The following is a 21605-nucleotide window of genomic DNA, read 5'->3' as shown; positions in this document are numbered from 1 at the left end:
CTTTACAATATTGTACAGAAAAGTGAACAACTTTACAAAAATGTGCTCGAAAGTGAACAGTTTTTGTTGGAAAACAGGCATTATTTGTTGGCATGGTTCTTGCATTATATAAAGCACAAGCATAGAAGGAGTGATGAAGTATGATAACAAAACGACGTCAAGAAGATGATGATTTACTATTATTCCGAAAATCGATTCAAGGATTTGCGGATAAACATATTGCACCTTATTACGAAGAATGGGAAGATGCGGGCAGTGTACCACGTGATTTATGGACGAAATTAGGAGATGAGGGGCTTTTATGTATCGATATCCCTGAAGAATACGGTGGTACAGGCGTATCGTATCGTTATTCATCACTTGTGATCGATGAATTGACACGACTAGGCTATACGGCTATCGCCATTAATTTATCAGTTCACTCAAATATCGTGGCCCATTATGTACTAGGCTCAGGGACAGAAGAACAAAAACAACAGTATTTACCGAAGCTTGCATCAGGTGAATTAGTTGGGGCCATTGCGATGACAGAGCCCGGTGCGGGGAGTGACCTACAAGGTATTAAAACTACCGCAACATATGATGAAGCGAGTGATTCATACCGTATTAGCGGCTCGAAAACGTTTATTACGAACGGTCAGCTAGGCGATTTTATTATTGTCGCAGCATTGACCGATACATCTGTGAAAGCATCAAAAGGAACATCCTTATTCATTTTAGATGACCCAACAGTTGCGGGCTTTGAACGCGGTAAAAACTTAAAGAAAATCGGCTTACACTCATGTGATACGTCTGAGTTATTCTTTGATGAAGTTGTGTTGCCGGCTTCGCATATTTTAGGCGTTAAAAATGAAGGCTTTGCGGTGTTAATGAATGAGTTGCCGCGTGAGCGCTTAACATTAGCTGTTTGTGCACAAGGTGCGATGGAAGGCGCGATGGAGCAAACCATCCGTTATGTACAGGAGCGCGAGGCATTTAAGAAAAAAATTAGTGATTTCCAAAATACGCGCTTTAAAATCGCGGAAATGCAGACGAAAGTACGTATGCACCGCGCCTTTGTTGATGAATGCATGACGTTGATTGAGCAAGATACACTGGATACAGCAACGGCAAGTATGGCGAAGCTGACGTGCTCAGAGGCACAAGGTGAAGTTATTGATGGCTGCCTACAATTATTCGGTGGCTACGGCTATATGACGGAGTATCCGATTGCACGTGCCTTTGTTGATGCGCGTGTACAACGAATTTATGGTGGTACATCCGAAATCATGAAACAAATTATTGCCAATGATATTTTAGGAAAGTAGGTGACGCGATGCAGGGACCACTCGCAGGATTGAAAATACTCGATTTTTCGACGTTATTGCCAGGGCCATTTGCGACAATGCTACTCGCTGATTTAGGTGCAGACGTATTACATATTGAAGCACCAAATAAAGCAGATGTTGTAAAGGAACTCTCACCACAACTTGATAGCGGGGTTTCTGCGAGTTACGCCTATTTACATCGTGGCAAAAACACGCGGACACTTGATTTGAAAACAGTGGAAGGCTTGCGCAAAGTTGAGGATTTGTTATTAGAATATGATATTGTAGTTGAACAGTTTCGACCGGGCGTTATGGCGAAATTCGGGTTAGATTATCAGACGCTAAGTACACGATTTCCTGAACTAATTTATTGCTCAATTACTGGTTATGGGCAGTCGGGACCACTTGCGGAACATGCCGGGCATGATATTAATTATTTAGCCTTATCTGGTGTAGCCAATAGTTTACGTCGAGCCGGAGAGCGACCTGTAGCGAGTAGCTTACAGCTTGCAGATATAGCAGGTGGCGCGCTTCATGCGGTCATCGGTTTACTTGCAGCAGTCATTGAACGCGGGACAACAGGTAAGGGACAGCAAGTCGATATTAGTATGCTCGATGCGGCGTTGTCACTGCACCCATTATTTGGTCCGATGCAGCTCGCAACTAATCAAACGATCGAGCCAGAAGCGGAGGCGTTAAATGGTGGTAGCTTTTATGATTACTATGAAACGAAAGATGGCCGCTATGTGGGAGTCGGGTCACTCGAACCAAAATTCCAGCAACGCTTGAGTGAGGTTTTAGCGATTACAGATTGGTTTGAACTCGATGATGTGATGAAAAAACAACGGGTCGCACAGGCCATTTATGCGCATGATTTTTCGGAATGGCAAGCGATGTTAAGGAATGAGCCTGAACTCTGCATCACGCCTGTATTAACATTTTTAGAAGCCACACAGCAACCCCATGCACAAGCAAGAGGGCTTGTTGAAAATATGCAACTTGTGTCACCATTACGTTTTATTAAGACATCTACAGAGAAATCTAAATAGAAGGCTAATAGGGGGATGAACAATGAATATTGAACAAAAGGTAGCGATTGTAACAGGAGCGGCATCAGGACTAGGATTTGCGACAGCAAAAATGCTAGCGGATAACGGCGCAGTGGTACAAATCTTTGATGTCAACGAAGAAAATGGTCAAAAAGCAGCGACAGAAATCAGCGGCACATTCCACAAAGTTGATGTTACGAGTGAAGAGCAAGTGCAACAAGCGATTGACGCCATTATGGCGAAGCACGGGCATTTAGATATCGCTGTAAACTGTGCTGGTATCGGACCGCCCGCAAAAGTATTTGGTCGTAAAGGCGTGATGTCGCTTGATTTCTTTAAGAAAATTATCGATATTAATTTAATTGGAACATTTAATGTATTGCGCCTTGCGGTAGAACAAATGGCTAAAAATGAGCCGACGGACGAGCATCCAGATCGTGGAATTGTCATTAACACCGCTTCGATTGCCGCATTTGATGGCCAGATGGGACAAGCCGCATACAGCGCAAGTAAAGGTGCCATTGCGAGCATGGCTTTACCGATTGCCCGCGACCTCGCAAGCTTAAATATTCGTATTAATACGATTGCACCAGGATTATTTGAAACACCACTGATGCAAGGAATGCCAGAAAATGCGCTTGTTTCGTTACGCCAAATCCCAGAATATCCAAAACGTTTAGGGGATCCTTCTGAATATGCCTTTACGGTGAAATATATGATTGAGAGTGCGTATTTAAATGCGGAACTCATTCGTCTTGATGCAGCAACACGTATGCCTGCAAAATAATGGGTTATCAAAACCACAAATAACTACTATAATGTTAAGGAGCCAGCGATTTTTTGGCTCCTTACTTTTATTTTATAAGGAGGGACAAGATGGATACATCATCTGTCTTTGCGGCGGACTGCTTTTTACTCGCAGGGCGCTTACTCATGCAAAGCGGCGCAGAAACGTATCGTGCAGAAGATACAATGCTTCGCATGGCACGTTCACAGGGCTATCAGGATGCACAAAGTTTTGTGACACCAACAGGTATTATTTTTTCAGCTGGTCATGAAAGCCCGACGCGTATTGCACAAATTCCACGACGCGCAACAGATTTATCAAAAATCGCTGAAATTAATACGATTTCTCGTGCACTAACAGCAAATCAACTATCAATTGAAGAAGCGTATGAACAATTAAAAACGCTTGAAAATAAAAATCTTTTTCGTTCAGAACTTGCACAAGTTATTTACGCAGCAATCGCAAGTGGTTGCTTCGTCATTCTTTTTATGGGTTCCGTTTGGGATATGCCAGCCGCAGCGATTGCGGGGGGCATCGGGCACTGGGTCTGCTTACGCGTAAATGCGATTACAAAGGTGAAGTTTTTTGCCGAATTTACTGCATCCATTGCAGTTGGTTTAATGACGCTACTCGCGCTCTATATAGGCTTTGGCTTTGAAGAGGATAAAATCATTATCGGCGCGGTTATGCCGCTTGTACCAGGCGTCCCGATTGCCAATGCGGTGCGTGACATGATGGCGGGGCATTTTGTATCCGGCGTCACAAAAGGCGCAGAGGCATCTCTTACAGCCCTAGCGATTGGTTCGGGTATCGCCTTTGTACTTATTTTATTTTAAGGAGACTTTGCTATGGATTATGTTTTACAACTTGTGTGTGCATTTGTTGCTACCTATGGCATTGCGATTATTTTCAACGCACCAAAATCAACACTCATTCCGTGTGGACTCGTTGGGATGATTGGGTGGCTCATTTATTACGCGATGATTCAGCAGCAAGTAGACAGTGTCACCGCATCGTTTTGCGGGGCATTTATTATTTCGATTGTGGCCCATTACCAAGCATTTAAACACAAAACACCGATGCTGATTTTTGTTGTAGGGGGTATTATCCCACTTGTACCCGGGGGCTTAGCGTATGAGGCAATGCGTCATGTTGTCGCCAACGAATACAATGAGTCACTACAATTTATCTTAAAAACTGGCATTATTACGGGTGCAATTGTAATGGGACTTGTAATCGCCGAAGTATTAGTACAGATGTATCGCAAAATGATGACGCGCTTAAAAAAGGCCAAAACACTAAACTGACAAGAGCTTAGCCATAGAGGCAGGGCTCTTTTTTATTTATTTTTAAATTTTCTGATAAATATTATTGACGACTGTTTCAAACTGTTATATATTATTTTTATAAAAGATATTTGTTATATAACAACTAACACATTCAGAGAGGATTGGTAAAAATGGATATGTATCGTGAAGGGTATCGAATTTATTGCGAGGCTTGTGAACAGTATGGACTGCAGTCGATGAATTTTCATTTGTACGTAAAAAACTTAACAGAGGAGCAACTACATGCCTATAATACGCATAAAAAATGTGAAGTCGCCGTCTAGCGTACGACCGCTCTATTCGCCTAATCTCAACTTATTTCATTCGTAAAATAAGTCGAGGTTAGGCGATTTTATTTATTTTCTCTGAAAATGGGTTTTACCTAGTTAGCCTGCTCATACAGAATATCTATTCACAATTCCTACAAACTTATCTTACTATGCTAGTGATCTATTAAATAACTTTTATCGTTGCTTATCCAAAATAAAAAACGACAAATTAACGCGAATTCAAATAAAAGGTGGACTAACTGATAATAAAGTGAAAGAATCTGTACATTAGCAGATTCTTTTTTTGTGTAAATTTCGTATAATAAGGCTAATAGGAGGGATGGCAATGCGACGACGAATCATTTCGATAGCAGCAATCTGTGCGGTTTTAACTGGTCCTTCATTCGGAGCGGTTGCGCAGGCACAACCGCTTTATACAGAAGAAGTACCAACGAAACATCTAAAGAAATTAACAATTCCGGTGGCGTGGGCCAATGGTTATTCAGGTAAAGGTATTCGTGTGGCGATTATCGATACAGGGGTTAATAAAAACAGTAAACTATTATCAAATGTTAAGGAGCGCTATAGTTTTACGACCGACAATCCTTATACAAAAAAAATCAATGAAGGCGATGTGCTCGATCGGTTTGAAGAGGGGCATGGTACGGGCGTTGCAGGTATTATTGGCGCAAAGCCTATTAAAGACAATGAAGATTTTTCGATTTTCAGTGTTGCCCCGAAGGTAACCATTGCATCGTATAAATATAAAGATGGCACTGAGGACGGCGATGTTAAAGAATTAATTGAAGCGGTAGACCAAGCCATTTCGGACAAGGCAGATATTATTTCAATTTCATCGGGGCTTCAAAGTGATATTCCAGCTCTTCATCGCGTCATAAAAAAAGCTTATGCGAAAAACATTGTTGTCGTCGCATCTGCAGGGAATAATAAAATGAAAAGCGTCACTTATCCAGCGCGCTATAAAGAAGTCATTGCAGTGACGTCAATTTCAGCAAAAAATAAACGTAGTACCTTTGCAAACTATGGAAGCGGCATCGATTTTGTGGCACCTGGGGAAAATATTCCAACCATTGCAGTCAACGGCGAGCTTTATACGGCAAGCGGGACCTCTTTTGCGACACCATTTATTACAGGGATGGTAGCATTATTAAAAGAGCAGTATCCGTATAGTACGCCGCAGCAACTAAAAGAAAAATTGATTGCCAGCTCAAAAGATTTAGGTGTGGAAGGCTATGATACGACATTTGGCTATGGTATGCCGCATTATACATATGTCGAACCACAAATTTCTCTTGCGCCGTCATCCTTTAAGGTAAGCGGTATTACGGATCATACAGCGATTTTAAAATTTACGAAATCGGCAGAGGATACATGGGATTCACTTATTATCTCGCTGCATGACGAGGAAATCGCCCGGACGAAAAAACGTCGTACACATTGGAAAATTTAACGGCGGATGAGGTGCAGTTAGTATCTGTGCGCGCATTAAATGCGCAAGGGGATGCGGCAGAGCCTGTTGAAGCGACTTTTGCTACGAAAGTGGATACGACACCTCCTGCACAGGCAACAAATATTCAATTTCGCGTTGCTACAAACAAAAAAGCGCGTATTTCTTGGGATGTAAAGAACACACCGGACTATGCGTATGCTAAAATTTACTTAGACGGTCAGTATGTAGGGAAGTCGACAACCTCTAACTTTACAACGAAAAAGCTCGCAACGAAAAAAACGTATAAAGCGAGCGTGGTTGTCTATGACACAAGCGGCCTTTCTTCATCAAAAGTAACGGCTAAGCTGGCCATTCATTAGGGAGTGATAGCGTGAAAGAGAAAACATTCCAACAAGCAGTCGGATTTAGCGTGAAAGATACGATTGCCCTTTATTTTTTATATGAAGTACAAAAAGGACCGAAATATCCGCGTGAAGTGTATTTTAGTTTTTTAGATACATTCCCTGGGCGCTCGGTAGGGTACGAATATGTCGCACGCGTTGCGAAAAACTTAGAAGGGGAAGGCGCGATGTCCTCACATTTAGAAGGAAGAAAAGTATGCTACTCGATTACAGAAATCGGGCAGCAACGCCTTGCGAGATATCGAGAGTTGTATTATCACCGCTTCTACGAAATCGTTCTTGTACTAGACCGTTTCTATTATGAGCTGACGAAAAATGGCGATAAACCGCCGCGTCCGGACCATTTATTACCAGAGGAATTTCGTAGCTACTTCTCAAAATTGATTTCGATTAAAGACATCGTGCGCTATATGATTTTCCGCATGGCGCAGACACGAACGACATTTTCAATGGCAGAAGTCGAAAAGCAAATGCTCGACCAATATGGCTGGGCGCCGTCAAACGGCTATTTATATAATGTTTCATGGGAGCTTGAGGAAGAGGATTATATTATCGGACGTTGGCCAGATGAGCGTCGTACAAAGCGTGAACTACGCGGTACGGACCGCGGTAATGAATTTTTCGAGGTCATTGCTGAATCGCTGACACATCAAATTACGACGAATCGTCGCTATGTGCATTATATGTTGAAATTTTGCCGCCAGTAAGAAAATGCCAAATTAGATTGAAATATCTGACAATGTTTTGTATAATGACTACAATCACGATATAAAACACGTTGATGAGGGAGAGTACGAGCAACCGCATGACTAAGAGCGACCTAGGAATGGTGTGAGCCTAGGAGCATGTCTGCTAGGAATGGGCCTCAGAGTGGTTTCTTGAATGACAGTAGGGAAATCCGGTCGTACACCGTTATGTATAAGTGACAGCGAGTAGCTGTAATCGAGGTGGTACCGCGGATTCCATTCGTCCTCTATCGCGTTCTTAGGAGCGCGGTAGAGGATTTTTTTAATGGATGGATTTCTCTATGACCGAGCAGAGAGAGCTAGTTTAGAGAGGATTGAAACACATGACAGTAGAGCAGAGAGAGAAAGTTTTTATTCAAAAGGATATTCCGGGAGATATGGTGACACCGATTTCACTGTATCATTCGTTATACGGCAAGAAAAAGATTTTATTTGAATCAAGTGCAAAGCATGAGGAAAGCGGTCGTTATTCATTTGTTGCTGCGAATCCCATTAAAGAGTTGATTTCAACGGCAGACGAAGTCATCGTTGTTGAAGCGGACGGCTCACATAGCCTGCAAAAAAAGCCGGCATTTGATGTTATTCGTGAATTGATTCCTGGGAATGTGCAGCAATTACCCTTTTCATTTTATGGTGGTGCCATTGGCTATGTAGGGTACGAGACAGCCTTTTACCATGAGCAAATTGGGCAGATGCTAGAGGATGAACTCGACATGCCAGATATGCATTTATTATTTTTCGACCGCTTCATCGTTTTTGACCATTTACTGCAAAAGTTATCGGTCGTTGCAATTGACTTATTTGATGAGGGAAAAACGAAGACAGAGCTTGAACATATTGTTGATAGCATGATTCATCAAATCGAGCATCCAACACTGATTGCGCCGCAGGAACTTGACGAAGTATCCTTTACCTCCTCGATTACCGAAGAACACTTTTGTGACATGGTCAAACAGGGACAGGAACATATTAAGCGCGGCGACATTTTTCAAATTGTGCTATCACAGCGTTTTTCCGCTCCGTTTAATGGCAATCCAATGAGCTTGTATCGTAAGCTACGTCTAAGTAATCCATCGCCATATATGTATTATTTGGATTTTGATGGCTATACGATTTTGGGAACATCGCCAGAGAGTCTTGTGAAGGTGAACAAGCGTCTTGTAACAACAAACCCGATTGCCGGTACACGTCGCCGTGGTAAAACGACTACGGAGGATGAGGCGCTTGAGCGAGAGCTGTTAGCAGATGAAAAGGAACTAGCAGAGCATCGTATGCTTGTTGATTTAGGACGTAATGATGTAGGGCGACTTGCGAAGGTTGGCTCGGTTCATGTTAATAAATATATGAAAATTGAGCGCTACAAATATGTCATGCATATCGTTTCAGAAGTAACGGGGGAATTACGCGAGGATGTGCATCCGATTGATGTCTTACAGGCGACATTACCAGCAGGTACGGTATCAGGTGCACCGAAAATTCGTGCGATGCAATTAATTAATGGCTTAGAATCTGTAAAACGAGGTGTGTATGCCGGTGCGGTTGGGTATTTATCTGTATCGGGTGATTTAGATATGGCACTCGCGATTCGTACAATGGTTGTGACAAAGGGCAAAGCCCATGTTCAAGCAGGGGCTGGGGTTGTTTATAATTCGATTCCAATAAATGAATACGAAGAGACCATCAACAAAGCAAAAGCATTATTGGAGGTGCAGGACGTATGATTTTATTAATCGATAATTACGACTCATTTACGTATAACTTATACCAGCAAGTAGCGGCACTTGGGCGTGAGGTAGTCGTTGTACGAAACGATAAAGTAACCATCGAAGCGATTCGGACAATGCAGCCAGAAGCCATTATTTTATCACCCGGTCCAGGGACACCAGACGAAGCGGGCATTACACTTGAAGTCATTCGCTCATTGTATAAGGAATTTCCGATTCTTGGCATTTGCCTCGGTCACCAGTCAATCGGGCAAGCATTTGGGGCTAAAATTGTCCGTGCCGAGCGCATTATGCACGGCAAGTTTTCGACGCTAACGATTCATTCACGCGATGATTTATTTGCGAATGCATCCGAAACGCCACAAGTAATGCGCTATCATTCATTAGTCATCGACCCGAAAACGATGCCAGAAGAGCTTATTGCAACAGCAACCGCTTCGGACGATTATGAAATTATGGCACTGCGCCACCGCGACTATCCGGTTTATGGTATGCAGTATCACCCTGAATCGATTGGTACAGAGGAAGGCAATGCGATGATTCAAGCATTTTTAAATCAGTTACGTCATGTTCATGTTTAAAGTAAAGAGGTTGTCCGCTTGGGCAACCTCTTTTTAGGCCAAGAAAGGAGTGACATAGTATGCAACAGCAAGAACCGCGCAAAGCGATGCAGCTTTATTTATCGATGCCCATTGTAGCATGGGCGCTCTTTGATTTAGCCAATACGATTTTTTCATCGAATATTAATACGATTTTCTTCCCATTTTATATGAATGACACACTTGGCACAGACGAAGTAAAGCAGCAGGTGGCAAGTACTTTTATTTCATACGCCAATGCGGTGGCGAGTATTTTACTCGTGATTTGCTCGCCGCTTTACGGGGTACTCGTTGACCGGACAGGATTAAAAAAACGCTATACGATGTATTTCACACTATTTTCGGTTGGCTTTATGATTTTAATGGGCGTCTTTGGTAAGATAAGCTTTGATAGTGCCCTTTTTGGTGTGCCAATGAGTCTTGCGCTCGTTGTCCTTGCGTATGTTTTCGCTAAATTCTTTTATAATTCGAGCCTCGTATTTTATGACTCGATGCTACCGGACCTTGGGAATGATAAAGAAATCCCGCTTATTTCAGGTTATGGTGTCGCACTTGGCGGTGTCGGGACCCTTATTGGGCTACTCGTCTATCCAATCTCCATTAAATGGAGTAATGTGGATACGTTTATTCCAACCGCGCTCTTATTTTTACTGTTTTCATTGCCCTTATTTTTAATCTTAAAGGATAAGCCGAAACCAAAAGTTGAGCGCATTCCATTTTTCACAGGCTATAAGGATATTGTAGTAACACTAAAGGATATGAAAAAGCATAAAGCGATTTTTACGTTTATGATTGCCTATTTCTTTCTGAATGATGCGCTGCAGACCGCGATTGCGATGATGGCGGTGTATGCGACGATTGTTGTTGGTTTTACATCTGGACAATTTATTTTACTGTATTTAGTGAGTACAATTTCGATGATCATTGGTTCGCTTGTTTTTGGTAATATTACACGAGCTGCAGGTGCGAAACGGGCTGTAACCTTTGTTTGTTTCATTATGATTGCCGCTTTATTAATTGCGGTATTCGCACAGGAGCAATGGATGTTCTGGATTGCGGGCTCTTTATTCGGTGTATCACTCGGCTCAACATGGGTGACTTCACGTACGTTCATTATTCAGCTGTCGCCACCAGAGAAGACCGGCCAGTTTTTCGGCTTATTTGCCTTTTCTGGCAAAGTATCGTCCATTGTAGGTCCTGCGCTATACGGGACGATTACCTTAATGCTAAAAGATTACGGGACACTTGCTAGCCGTGTGGCACTCGGTTCTTTATTAGTGCTTACAATTATCGGGTTAATCGTGCATCTTTTCGTACGCGTACCAAAATCAACAAAAAGTGCTACAATAGAGTCATAGGAGCTGATAAGCATGATAAAAGATGCTGTATTTGAACAATTAAAACAAGCAATGCGTGACAAGGATTCATTGAAAAAAGGGGTACTACAACTTGTGAAGGCAGCAATTGACCTTCAAGCGAAAGAACAAGGTGCACCGGTTTCAGAGCAAGATGAAATTTCGATTATCCAACGCGAAGTGAAACAAACGGAACAAGCGCTAGAAGGTGCAGAGCAAGCGGGTCGCGATGATTTAATTGCGGATGAAAAACGTAAGCTAGAAATCTTAACAGCGTTCTTGCCAAAACAATTGTCTGAAGAGGAAGTTGTTGCAGTATTAACAGAAGCGGGTGTTACAACCGGTATGAATATGGGCGAGGCAATGAAAATTGCGAAACCTGCACTCGCAGGAAAAACTGACGGTAAAACAATGGCGAAAGTCGTTAAGACATTAATTTCTTAAATTATGTCATTCAGTAAAGGAATTACGCAGTTGCGTGATTCCTTTTTTCTATTCTAGGGTACATATATACAGCGAAGCATTTAATTTTTCATAGACAATAATTTATAAAATAGGAAAAAAGGTGGTGAATGAAAAATATGAATAGCATTTTAAAAGAATCCGTTATTTCATTAAATGACTATTTCGATACAAATCAAGTTGATGACTTTTTTCAGCTTGTTGATCAAGTCATAGAGCAATTACTACTAGAAGAGGCGCACGAGCAAGTCATTCATTTTACGCTATGTAAGGCTAGTTTATATTTTAATGTAAGTCACTTAACACTCGCTTCACAAGTTTTAGCAGAGAATGCGACATATATTGAAAAGTATGGTGATGTAGCACAGAAAATCCGCTATTTAAATACACTAGCGGCGATTCAAGGGCGAAATGACGATTTGGAGCAGGCCTTTATGTATTTAGATCGTGCCAAGCAATTAGCAGAGCAATACGACCGTACACATTTAGTGAAAATTTATCATAATTTGAGTGTCTATTATTTTAATCAGCAGCAGTTTGACGAAAGCTTATTGTATGCCCAAAAAAGTATGGCTTATTTTGCAGCAACGCGCAAAGAGGGCACACAAAACAATCGTGCCCTGATGAATTATACCAAAATTTTAATTGCGATGGAACGTTTAGAGGAAGCAGATGAGCTACTTGAAATCGTGAAAGCCCAATTACAAGAAGATGATGGAGAAAGTCGTCTAGCATGGGTAAAAACATATGTCGAATGGCTTGGAAAACAACAGCAATTCGACAAGGCTTATGCTGTCTTGAAACAAGAAATTGCACAGCACCCAAACAAGCATAGTTGGAATAAAGAATTATATGAATTACTATGTCCTTTATCAAAAAAAACGCAATCAAAAAGACACTATTTTCAGGATTTAAAACAATTGAAACAAACGATGGATTTAGTAAATGCAGACTTTGTGACAACGCAGCTTCAATCTGTAAAAAAATATGTTGATATCGAGCAGCTTCAGAAAATTGCATGGTGTGATCCATTAACAAATGTGCATAACCGTAAATATTTAGAGGAACATTATGAAGCGTTTAGTTTGCGTTATCAACAGCATACCGTGCTCGTTTTTGATATCGACCATTTCAAAGAGATTAATGATACATTTGGTCATATTTCCGGTGATCAAGCAATACAGCAAATGGCAGATGCCGTCAATTATTTTTTTGAACAACAAAAGGCCATGTTTGTTCGTTACGGGGGCGATGAGTTTATTGCATGTATTGCAACAATTGAGCTAGAAGCTGTAACGACTATTTTAGAGAGCCTTCAATTAATATTAGCGAAGCAAACGATGCACACCGTCAAAGGGCCAGTGCGTTTAACAATGAGTGTCGGTGCTTTTCGTGTACAACAAACTATCACACTTCATGAAGCACTTGCTGAGGCGGATAAAGCATTATATACATCGAAAAAAAATGGCCGTAATCGCTATACTATTCGTTAGGAGGCATGTGAATTGTTAGATTATCAATCATGGCTAGAAAATTACGTAAAAAGCTATCAACAAAAATCATTAATAGAAATCGAACAGCTTTTCAATGATGCGAAAACGCAATTGCTGCAACAACAACAATACACTAATCTATGTAACCTTTATTACACCGAGGCTGCTACATATTTTGCATACGGTAAAACATTGAAAGCATTAAAAATCTTATTGACGCACCGAGAGTTTATAAATCAATATGCACAACAAACGGAGCTCTTACGTATTCGCATGGCTACGGTTGTTATATTAGATTCAGTTGGCTATACAGAAGGCTATATTGATACGATGACCGAGCTTTATGAGCAAGCTGTACACATGGAGATGCGGATGCTCCATATCGATACATTGAATAACATCGGACATTTTTATATGAAAACAAAGGATTTCGCGATGGCACGCCGTTACTTTATACAATGTGTAGAGCAAGGAGAACGTCATTTACACCATGGCCGCCCCTTTAATTCTTATTTTTGGGCATTGCTAAATTTAATGGAAATTACGCTACAAGAAGCACAGATTGAAGAGATGAAGCACTATATTCATACATTTGAACGCTATACAATTCAAGACCCCATTCATATTTGCAATTTTGATGAGCGATTGATGCGTTTTGCGATACTTCAAGGAAATAAGGAAAAGGCGAAAAAATATGCAGACTCACTCAGTGCACAACAACTTGAGGAAATGGAATATCAAGTGTTAGATGTGATGGCGCATCTTGTTGAAACATATGAGCAACTGGATTGTATAGATGAAGCCATTGAAATGCAGGAACGTTTTATTCAGTTAACAAAGAATTTGACAAGTCATGCGATTACACAGGAGCTAGTGAGCTGTCACTATGATTTGTACCATGCAAAAGCACTTGAAGATGTCTATATTGATTCCTTAACGAATACATGGAATCGTGCGGGCTTTGAAAAGGCCGTAACACCAAATCTATCCGCAGATGTTTATCATTTTTTTGGTTTATTAGATTTAGATTATTTTAAGCAAATAAATGATACGTATGGACATTTAATTGGCGACGAGGTGTTAAGGGAAGTGGCGAAACGCGCGAATTCACTTTATTTAAACAATGAGGCGACCTATTATTTTGGCCGTTACGGGGGCGACGAGTTTTATGTGTATTATCAAGGGCCCTCAGAAGCGGACGTTGTGGCGTTTGCGCATTATTTCCACGAGACCTTAATTGCGGAGTCATTTACATACGAGCATATGACGTTGCCGCTATCTGTATCAATGGGCAGTGTCTATGCAGCTGAGACACACACCTATACAGAGTGGTTTGAAGCGGCAGATAGTGTACTATATGAGGTGAAGCGACAAAAGCGAGGGGAACTCTATTATAAAACGGTATAAAAAAAGAACGACGCCTTTAAAGGAATCGTTCTTTTTTATTAGGCAGGGAACATTTCGCTTAAATAATACCCGCAATATTGCTGGACGATATTCGCATTTACTTCTGGTGTAACAATCGCTAGACGTGTTAAGAGTGCGCTATTGTCATTTAATAGCATCACGAGGTCCATTAGTAAGCTGTTTGTGAATGAATACAATTTATAATCGCGCTCTAGCTGCGTAATACGTTCTTGTTCAGCGCCCTGATACATTTGTTTTAGCATTGGAATGACTTGATTGTATGATGACATGCTTTGTTTTTCAGCAGCAGTCATTTTTTCATCAAGTGCTTCTGTTGTATACGCCTCTTTTGAACGAACAAGCTCTTTTAAAAGCTCTAATAGCATCCCTTGCTTCGCTGTTAATGACGCCATTTTTTGTAGTAATGAATGTTCATATACCGCTTCATTACCAGTCATCGTCATCTTTTCACCTGTAAGTAGCGCTGTATATTCCTTTTGGACGCTATCTGGATCAACGAATTGCATGAGTTGGCTAAAGAGTGTGCCATATAATTTATTAACCGTTTCTAAATCTTCATCTGTTTTCGGTGCTTGTTGCTCTTTTTGACTAGGTTCTGTACCGAAATACAGGCGACCGACATCTAAGCTCCCAATTTCATCAAAGCGTAACCATGCCTGTGCGAGCTCATTACCGATTGGAATATAAAATGACTCTTCCGCTTCCTGATAATCAGCATGTGATAAGTCGTTTTCTGCGAGTAAGGCATTATAGCTTTCAGTGCTTTCCATTAGACCATAACGATATAGCTGTTTGTATAAACGCAGTTGTGCCTCTTCTTGTAGGGCATTTTCGTCAAAATCAGCGACCGCATGTGCTAGATTACGTAATGTATTCGTATCGTAATAAAGTAGAAATGCGCCTTTGACAGGGAGTTGTGCCTTTAAATCATCTGGAATGCGTTCATACATCGGTAACGTTTGCTCCGTTAAGCCGTGATGCTCTACTTTCGCAATTTCGATATGAAGCGCTGATAAATACGCCGCAATCGCTAAATTTTTATTTTCCATTAAGTAAGAAATCTCGCCAAGCAGACGGTAAATTTGGCTATTACCCGGCTCTTCTTTAATGGCTGCTGTACACATATTAATCGCTTGATTCAAACGAGCTTGATGCATTAGATCTCGCGCGCTAGAAAGTAATTTTTCAACGTTTGACATGTTCTCAAAACCTTTCAATTATGTAGTCTTCCTTATTATACAGAAGCACTCTCGAAAAAGCGAAAAAGAACATATGTTCCATCATGCGAAAAACAGCATTTTTATGAATTTGTTAAAAAATGCTCTTTTCATGCATTATTTTGTCGATTGCGTTTTTATGAGATGCGCTTCCCCCGTAAGCTGGATACAAATAGGTAGGTCACAGTTGCATTTTCGTATTAATTCTCGTATGCTAGTAATAGAAGTACGCGTGATGGGTAATCATAGCGACGTAGACGACTAGGTGGCTCCTGGTCGTTTTTTTATGCGCAAAAAACCACCTAGTTGGCTAGACTAGATGGTACACTGTTACAGCATCATACGGAAAAGGCGATACACTGTATCAACTGCACGAAAAATGTCAGCTGCATAGCGGAAAATGGCTAGTTTTCCACTACGTTCCTTTTGCCGTTTCGCTTGAGCCTTTTCAAGACGTGATGGGTAATGTTTCGTCATAGCAACGCACCTCCCTTCGGTGAAGGAGTCAGCGAAGATGCTGCAAGGATTAGTGTATCATACGGGGCTTCTTAAGCGATAATTAAAAAAGTACTGCATGATGTAGTCAAAAACAAAAAAAGAAGGGCTCATGTTAATGCGTGAGCCCTTCTTTTTTATATGTGATGACGACCAATCGGAATGACGAGAGGTGTTTGTGACACAGGATCTGCAATCACCTGACAATCGAGTGAAAAGATGTCCTTTATTAAGGCACTCGTCACAATATCTTTAGGCGCTCCTTCTGCAATTAATTGACCTTCTTTTACCGCAAATAAATAATCAGCATAGCGTGCGGATAGGTTAATATCATGGAGTACCATAACAATCGTTGTCCCGTATTTTTGATTGAGGTCCGTTAATAAATCAAGAATTTCTACTTGATACGTAATGTCTAAATAGGTGGTTGGTTCGTCTAAGAATAAAATGTCGGTTTGTTGAGCGAGCGCCATCGCAATCCATACACGCTGACGCTGGCCACCAGAGAGCTCATCGATATTACGATCAGCAAATTCGGTAATATTCATCATCTCCAGTGCTTCAGCAACCGCTTCGTAGTCTTTTGTGGACCAGCCTTTAAAAAGTGTTTGATGCGGAAAGCGACCTCGTCCGACTAAATCAGCTACTGTAATACCTTCTGGAACAATAGGGGACTGTGGTAATAGTCCGACTGTTTTAGCTAACTGTTTTGGGGCGATATCATGAATGGATTTACTATCTAGTAGCACCTGTCCTTGAAGCGGTTTAATTAGTCGAGCCATCGTTTTTAATAACGTCGATTTACCGCAGCCATTGGCACCGATAATAATGCTAATTTGATTTGCTGGAATGGCTAGTGTGATATTTTCTAAAATCGTTTTATCGTCGTAGCCAGCTTGCAAATTTTTTGCTTGAAATGTATGTGTTGTCACTAAATATCACCCTTTCGATTGATGCGAATTAATAAATAAATCAAATACGGTGCACCAACAATACCTGTAATAACACCAACGGGATACCGTGTTTCAAAGGCGAATTGACCAATCAAGTCTGCACCAAGCACGAGTATAATGCCAATAAGCCCCGCAGGTATAATATTAGAAAACCCAGGACCTACAAGACGCTGTGCGATTGGTCCAGCAAGAAACGCTACAAAGGCAATCGGCCCCGTCGTTGCGGTCGCAAGTGCAATCATGCATACGGCACAAAAGATAAGGATAATACGCGTTTTATTCGTATTTACACCAAGTGCTGTGGCTGCTTGCTCTCCAAGTTCTAGCATTTCTAATTGCTTTGAACAATACAAAATAAAGGGCATTACACAAATAATGCATAGCAGTAACGTAAGAATCATTGGCATTGAGGCGTTATTTAGACTGCCGCTTAACCAGACAAGTGCTGTTGGTAAATCATTCGTTTTTCCGATCAACATAATATACGAAATGGCGGCGTTAAGCATTGCTTGAATGCCGATACCGATTAAAATTAAACGCCCAATCGAAAAGGCATTTTTTTTCGATAATACGTAAATAATGCACACCGTCACAAGGCCCCCGACAATTGAGGCTATCGAAACCGTAAAATGACTCGCATGTAGTACAATAATGCAAAATACAGCCGAAGCGCTAGAACCGGCTGTTACGCCAATGACATCTGGATTGGCGAGGGGATTGCGGAGCATCGTTTGAAAAATATACCCCCCAACACCAAATGCAAAGCCTGCGAACAGACCCGCAAGTGTGCGTGGGAGACGAATTTCCGTAATCGCAAAAGAGGCACCGGGTACCGTTTCACCCATTAATACACGGATAATGTCTTGTACAGGGTAAATCGTATGACCAAGCATCATCATTGCACAAGCAAGGCTAAGCGATAGTAGGGTGAGCACTGCTGTGATAAGTATAAATCGCATACGGCGTTTTTTACGAGCAGTTATCATGGATTGAATCGTTGGATTGATCATAAGGCACGCATCTTCGCTTTCATTGTAATTAAAATTAAAATAGGGGCACCGATAAAGGCTGTCAAAATCCCAACCTCTAATTCACCAGGACTTCCGAGGAAGCGGCCACATACATCGGCAATCGTTAAGACACTCGCTCCGGTCAACGCTGCAAGTGGCATAATGAAGCGGATATCTGCACCAATAACAAGGCGTACTAAATGGGTCGCTAATAGGCCAATAAAGCCAATTGGTCCTGCAAGCGCCGTGGCAGCACCACATAATACAACCCCCGCAAAGGACGCGATTAGTCGTAACGAGCCAGTACGGACGCCAAGCCCTGTTGCGACTTCATCACCAAGTGCAAGGGCATTAAGGCCGGGCGCTGTACACAGAGCGATAATCAGGCCAATAACTAGAAATGGAATAAATAATTGCACAGTATCCCATGTACCTGAGCCGACACTACCGACTTGCCAGAAGCGGAATTTATCCATAACATTCGTACGTGGAATCATAATCGCCGTTACGAAGGATGATAAAATCGCACTTGTCGCGGCACCTGCTAATACGAGCTTCAGTGGCGTTGCACCACTTGCACCCATCGAGCCGATACTAAAGACGAAAATCGCTGTTAAAATGGCCCCGATGATAGCCAGCCAAATATAGCTACTCGCGCTATTTATACTTAAAAAAGCCATGCCACTGACAACGAATAAAGAAGCACCCGTATTGACACCTAAAATACTCGGGTCTGCAATTGGATTTCGTGTGACGGCCTGCATTAACGCACCCGATACGCCAAGCGCGGCACCACACATTAAACTGAAAATCGTCCGTGCAATTCGCTGGCGTACAATGGTTGCCTCATGCGATGTGACCTCGGGATGGAATAAGCCATCGAGTATCCCCGCGAAGCTAACCGTACGTGAGCCGAATCCAAGCGACAGCACGATACTTATGAGAAACAAAATAAGCAAAAGCATGCTTACCAAAAGAATGTGTTTTGGCAGCAGCATTTGCTTATTTTTAAGTTGTAGCGTCGTCATTATTTAACGTTTTTCGCCACATCTGAAATTTTTGATGCATATTCATCAATTGTATAAGGAATTGATAAAGGACTTGGTGTTCCTGCAGCCGCAAGTGGTGTATTGTCTTCTATAACCACAACGTTACCAGCTTTAATCGCAGGTACTTTTCCAAGAATCGGGTCTTTTTGAAGTGCTTTTAATGTTTTATCTGTACCGTATGTGACAAGGATATCTGCATCATTTAACGCATCCGCATTTTCAGCGCTTAGTTCAATATAGAAGCTTGCATCATCTTTAATTTGCGCCTTTACACTTTCAGGATAGCTCATACCTAGCTCTTCTAGCATTTCACCGCGAGGGTCGCCTGTTGTATAAACGTAGAACTTAGAAAAGCCCGTAGCATCAAATGCAACGAATGCTGCTTTTTTGTCTTTTAAATCAGGGTATTTAGCAGCCGCATCTTGGATTGTTTTTTCCGTATCCTTGATTAATTGCTCGCCTTCTTTTTCCATGCCCATTGCCATGGCGTCATATTTAATCATGTCTCGCCATGATGTTACCCAAGGCTGATCTTGATAGGCGACAACCGGAGCGATTTTCTTTAATTTATCGTAATCTTCCTGTGTTAAACCTGAGTAAGCTGCTAAAATCACATCTGGCTGTGAATCCGCAATCGCTTCGAAATCTAAGCCCGCTGTATCTTGGTAAATCGTTGGGTTTTTCTCGCCTAGTTCTTCCGCTTTTTCTTGTGTCCAAGGAAGCATCCCTGTGTCATTATCTTTAATACCGTAGTTTGCGGCAGAGAAACCTACTGGAACGGTTCCTAATGCAAGTGCTACATCTTGGTTACCCCAAGCGATTGTTGCAACGCGTTCCGGTTTTTTCTCAATTGTTGTTGTACCTAATGCATGTTTAATTTCGATTGGGTACTGTGTATCATTTGAAGCTCCTGACTCTTTATCAGCTGTTTTGTCATCTGCATCTTTATTAGATGAACAAGCACCTAAAATAAGCGCGAATAAAGCAGCCATAACGAGCATAAGTAACGATTTTGTTGTTTTTTTCATATGAGCGCAACCTTTCTTTCACTATGTAATTTGTTGAGAATTATTCTCACTTAATGAAATATAGAGGGGAATGAGCGAAATGTCAATGCGCGTCACGTTACTTTTTTCTCTATTTTTCGACAAAAATACGCAAATATCCATTGTTTCACCTATAAATAGCTCTTTTCGTGCGCAAATATCCAAATACTAAATGTGGCAATAAAAAAAGTGGCTGGGACAAAACACGTCATTTTCCTTTTTTAGCGTTCGCAACGAAAAACCGGAACCGCGCTACAGCGCAGTTCCGGTTTTTCTTATGCTCATATGAACGGTTGTTTTTATACGTATGTCCCAACCTCTTGCATAACCAATTATACAATAAAGGCAAAGTATCCTAAGAATAGAACACAAAGTACATACATAATTGGGTGAATTTCTTTAAAGCGTTTTTGGGCCATTAAACAAATTGGGTATAACACAAAGCCCATACCAATACCGATTGCAACACTTGATGTAAGTGGCATCATAATGATTGTTAGGAAGGCTGGAATTACAATTTCAAGTTTTGTCCATTCGATTTTACGAATTTCCATGGCCATTAAGGCACCGACAATAATTAATGCAGCAGATGTTACTTCTACAGAAATCACACTGATGACTGGTGAGAAGAATAGCGCGATACCAAAACAAATCGCAATGACAACAGCCGTAAAGCCTGTTCGTCCACCAACAGCAATCCCTGCAGATGATTCAACGCTTGTTGCAGGGGTTGATGTACCAAGAACTGCACCAATCGCACCCGCTGCAGAGTCGGCGATTAAGCCTTTCCCGATGTTCGGGATTTTATTGTCCTTCATCATACCTGCTTGGCTTGTTAAACCGATTAACGCGCCCGCTGTATCGAAGAATGCGACAATTAAGAAAGTGAAGATAACAACTAATACTTTCACAGTAAAGATTTCGTCCATGTGGTTAAAGACAACACCAAATGTTGGCTCTAAGCTAGGAATGCTGCCAATGACTGATTTTGGTACGTCGATTAAACCAAAGATCATACCAAGAACAGTTGTGATGACCATACTATAGAAAATACCACCGTTGATGCCGCGTACTAACATAATAACCGTTAATACTAAGCCAACAATCGCTAAAATCGTCATAGGCGATGTTAAGTCACCGATTGAAACGAAGGTTGCTTCATTTCCGACAATAATACCACCATTTTTCAAACCGATAAATGTAATGAAGAAACCAATACCAGATGCAATCGCATATTTTAAATTCAATGGAATAATGTTAATAATTTTTTCACGGATTTTTAATAAGCTTAAGATCATAAAGATAATACCGGCGATAAAGACGCCTGTTAACGTCACTTGCCAGTCAATGCCCATCCCGATACAAACCGAGAATGTAAAGAATGAATTTAAGCCCATACTTGGCGCAATGGCGATA

At 41.4% G+C, this 21605-nt stretch carries 22 protein-coding genes and 1 other annotated feature; of the genes, 15 read left to right on the top strand and 7 right to left on the bottom strand.

Annotated elements, in window-relative coordinates:
• The first annotated feature begins 140 nt into the window (after nt 1-140).
• From KTHG_RS05785 to KTHG_RS05715, 15 genes are all read left to right on the top strand, one after another.
• Nucleotides 141-1307: an acyl-CoA dehydrogenase family protein gene (locus tag KTHG_RS05785; RefSeq protein ID WP_126990094.1), complete on the top strand. Its 1167-nt coding sequence runs from the start codon at nt 141-143 to the stop codon at nt 1305-1307.
• An 8-nt stretch (nt 1308-1315) separates the two neighbouring features.
• The gene (locus KTHG_RS05780) at nt 1316-2356 is read left to right on the top strand and encodes a CaiB/BaiF CoA transferase family protein (protein ID WP_139992132.1); all 1041 of its coding nucleotides are present in this window, start codon (nt 1316-1318) and stop codon (nt 2354-2356) included.
• 22 nt (nt 2357-2378) lie between these two features.
• A complete protein-coding gene (locus KTHG_RS05775) occupies nt 2379-3143 on the top strand; it encodes an SDR family NAD(P)-dependent oxidoreductase (RefSeq protein WP_139992130.1) in 765 nt (254 codons plus the stop codon).
• An 89-nt stretch (nt 3144-3232) separates the two neighbouring features.
• Entirely contained in the window at nt 3233-3979 is a 747-nt protein-coding gene (locus KTHG_RS05770; RefSeq protein ID WP_126990091.1) for a threonine/serine exporter family protein, read from the top strand.
• A gap of 12 nt (nt 3980-3991) precedes the next feature.
• Complete coding sequence (locus tag KTHG_RS05765) at nt 3992-4450, top strand: threonine/serine exporter family protein (protein ID WP_139992128.1); 459 nt, start codon at nt 3992-3994, stop codon at nt 4448-4450.
• A 152-nt stretch (nt 4451-4602) separates the two neighbouring features.
• Nucleotides 4603-4755: a transcriptional regulator gene (locus KTHG_RS05760; protein WP_126990089.1), complete on the top strand. Its 153-nt coding sequence runs from the start codon at nt 4603-4605 to the stop codon at nt 4753-4755.
• A gap of 331 nt (nt 4756-5086) precedes the next feature.
• On the top strand, nt 5087-6211 hold the full coding sequence (locus tag KTHG_RS05755; RefSeq protein ID WP_186439504.1) for a S8 family peptidase: 1125 nt from the start codon (nt 5087-5089) through the stop codon (nt 6209-6211).
• Complete coding sequence (locus KTHG_RS05750; RefSeq protein ID WP_139992123.1) at nt 6199-6570, top strand: hypothetical protein; 372 nt, start codon at nt 6199-6201, stop codon at nt 6568-6570. The genes KTHG_RS05755 and KTHG_RS05750 overlap by 13 nt, the downstream gene beginning before the upstream one ends.
• An 11-nt stretch (nt 6571-6581) precedes the next feature.
• Entirely contained in the window at nt 6582-7319 is a 738-nt protein-coding gene (locus KTHG_RS05745; protein ID WP_139992122.1) for a hypothetical protein, read from the top strand.
• A gap of 62 nt (nt 7320-7381) precedes the next feature.
• Nucleotides 7382-7589 (top strand) — a binding site (T-box leader).
• Between the two features lie 92 nt (nt 7590-7681).
• On the top strand, nt 7682-9079 hold the full coding sequence (gene trpE, locus KTHG_RS05740) for an anthranilate synthase component I (RefSeq protein WP_139992120.1): 1398 nt from the start codon (nt 7682-7684) through the stop codon (nt 9077-9079).
• Nucleotides 9076-9663, top strand: coding sequence for an anthranilate synthase component II (locus KTHG_RS05735; RefSeq protein ID WP_139992119.1), 588 nt, complete (start codon nt 9076-9078; stop codon nt 9661-9663). Before trpE ends, KTHG_RS05735 begins: the two co-directional genes overlap by 4 nt.
• A gap of 59 nt (nt 9664-9722) precedes the next feature.
• Complete coding sequence (locus tag KTHG_RS05730) at nt 9723-11039, top strand: MFS transporter (protein ID WP_139992118.1); 1317 nt, start codon at nt 9723-9725, stop codon at nt 11037-11039.
• A 12-nt stretch (nt 11040-11051) separates the two neighbouring features.
• A complete protein-coding gene (locus KTHG_RS05725) occupies nt 11052-11480 on the top strand; it encodes a GatB/YqeY domain-containing protein (RefSeq protein WP_139992117.1) in 429 nt (142 codons plus the stop codon).
• Between the two features lie 137 nt (nt 11481-11617).
• Nucleotides 11618-12991 (top strand): tetratricopeptide repeat-containing diguanylate cyclase, encoded by a 1374-nt coding sequence (locus KTHG_RS05720; RefSeq protein WP_186439503.1) that lies wholly within the window; start codon nt 11618-11620, stop codon nt 12989-12991.
• A gap of 12 nt (nt 12992-13003) precedes the next feature.
• Nucleotides 13004-14398 carry a GGDEF domain-containing protein gene (locus KTHG_RS05715; protein ID WP_139992115.1) on the top strand — a complete coding sequence of 465 codons (1395 nt, stop codon included), beginning with the start codon at nt 13004-13006 and terminating at the stop codon, nt 14396-14398.
• Between the two features lie 38 nt (nt 14399-14436).
• Here the strand turns inward: KTHG_RS05715 and KTHG_RS05710 are convergent, their stop codons facing one another.
• The 7 genes from KTHG_RS05710 to KTHG_RS05685 all read right to left on the bottom strand — a co-directional run.
• Nucleotides 14437-15618, bottom strand: coding sequence for a tetratricopeptide repeat protein (locus KTHG_RS05710; protein ID WP_139992114.1), 1182 nt, complete (start codon nt 15616-15618; stop codon nt 14437-14439).
• Between the two features lie 348 nt (nt 15619-15966).
• Nucleotides 15967-16113, bottom strand: a complete 147-nt coding sequence (locus KTHG_RS21100; protein ID WP_158620974.1) for a hypothetical protein — start codon at nt 16111-16113, stop codon at nt 15967-15969.
• A gap of 155 nt (nt 16114-16268) precedes the next feature.
• Entirely contained in the window at nt 16269-17063 is a 795-nt protein-coding gene (locus KTHG_RS05705) for an ABC transporter ATP-binding protein (protein ID WP_139992113.1), read from the bottom strand.
• Complete coding sequence (locus KTHG_RS05700; protein WP_139992111.1) at nt 17063-18094, bottom strand: FecCD family ABC transporter permease; 1032 nt, start codon at nt 18092-18094, stop codon at nt 17063-17065. Before KTHG_RS05700 ends, KTHG_RS05705 begins: the two co-directional genes overlap by 1 nt.
• The gene (locus KTHG_RS05695) at nt 18091-19122 is read right to left on the bottom strand and encodes a FecCD family ABC transporter permease (RefSeq protein WP_186439502.1); all 1032 of its coding nucleotides are present in this window, start codon (nt 19120-19122) and stop codon (nt 18091-18093) included. Before KTHG_RS05695 ends, KTHG_RS05700 begins: the two co-directional genes overlap by 4 nt.
• Nucleotides 19122-20171 carry an iron-siderophore ABC transporter substrate-binding protein gene (locus KTHG_RS05690; protein ID WP_139992109.1) on the bottom strand — a complete coding sequence of 350 codons (1050 nt, stop codon included), beginning with the start codon at nt 20169-20171 and terminating at the stop codon, nt 19122-19124. The genes KTHG_RS05695 and KTHG_RS05690 overlap by 1 nt, the downstream gene beginning before the upstream one ends.
• A gap of 350 nt (nt 20172-20521) precedes the next feature.
• The coding region (locus tag KTHG_RS05685) for an NCS2 family permease (protein WP_139992736.1) at nt 20522-21605 on the bottom strand (1084 nt) is incomplete at its 5' end.

Source organism: Kurthia sp. Dielmo (genome assembly GCF_000307285.2).
Classification (GTDB): domain Bacteria; phylum Bacillota; class Bacilli; order Bacillales_A; family Planococcaceae; genus Kurthia; species Kurthia populi.
This window is presented reverse-complemented; position numbering and strand designations above follow the sequence as displayed.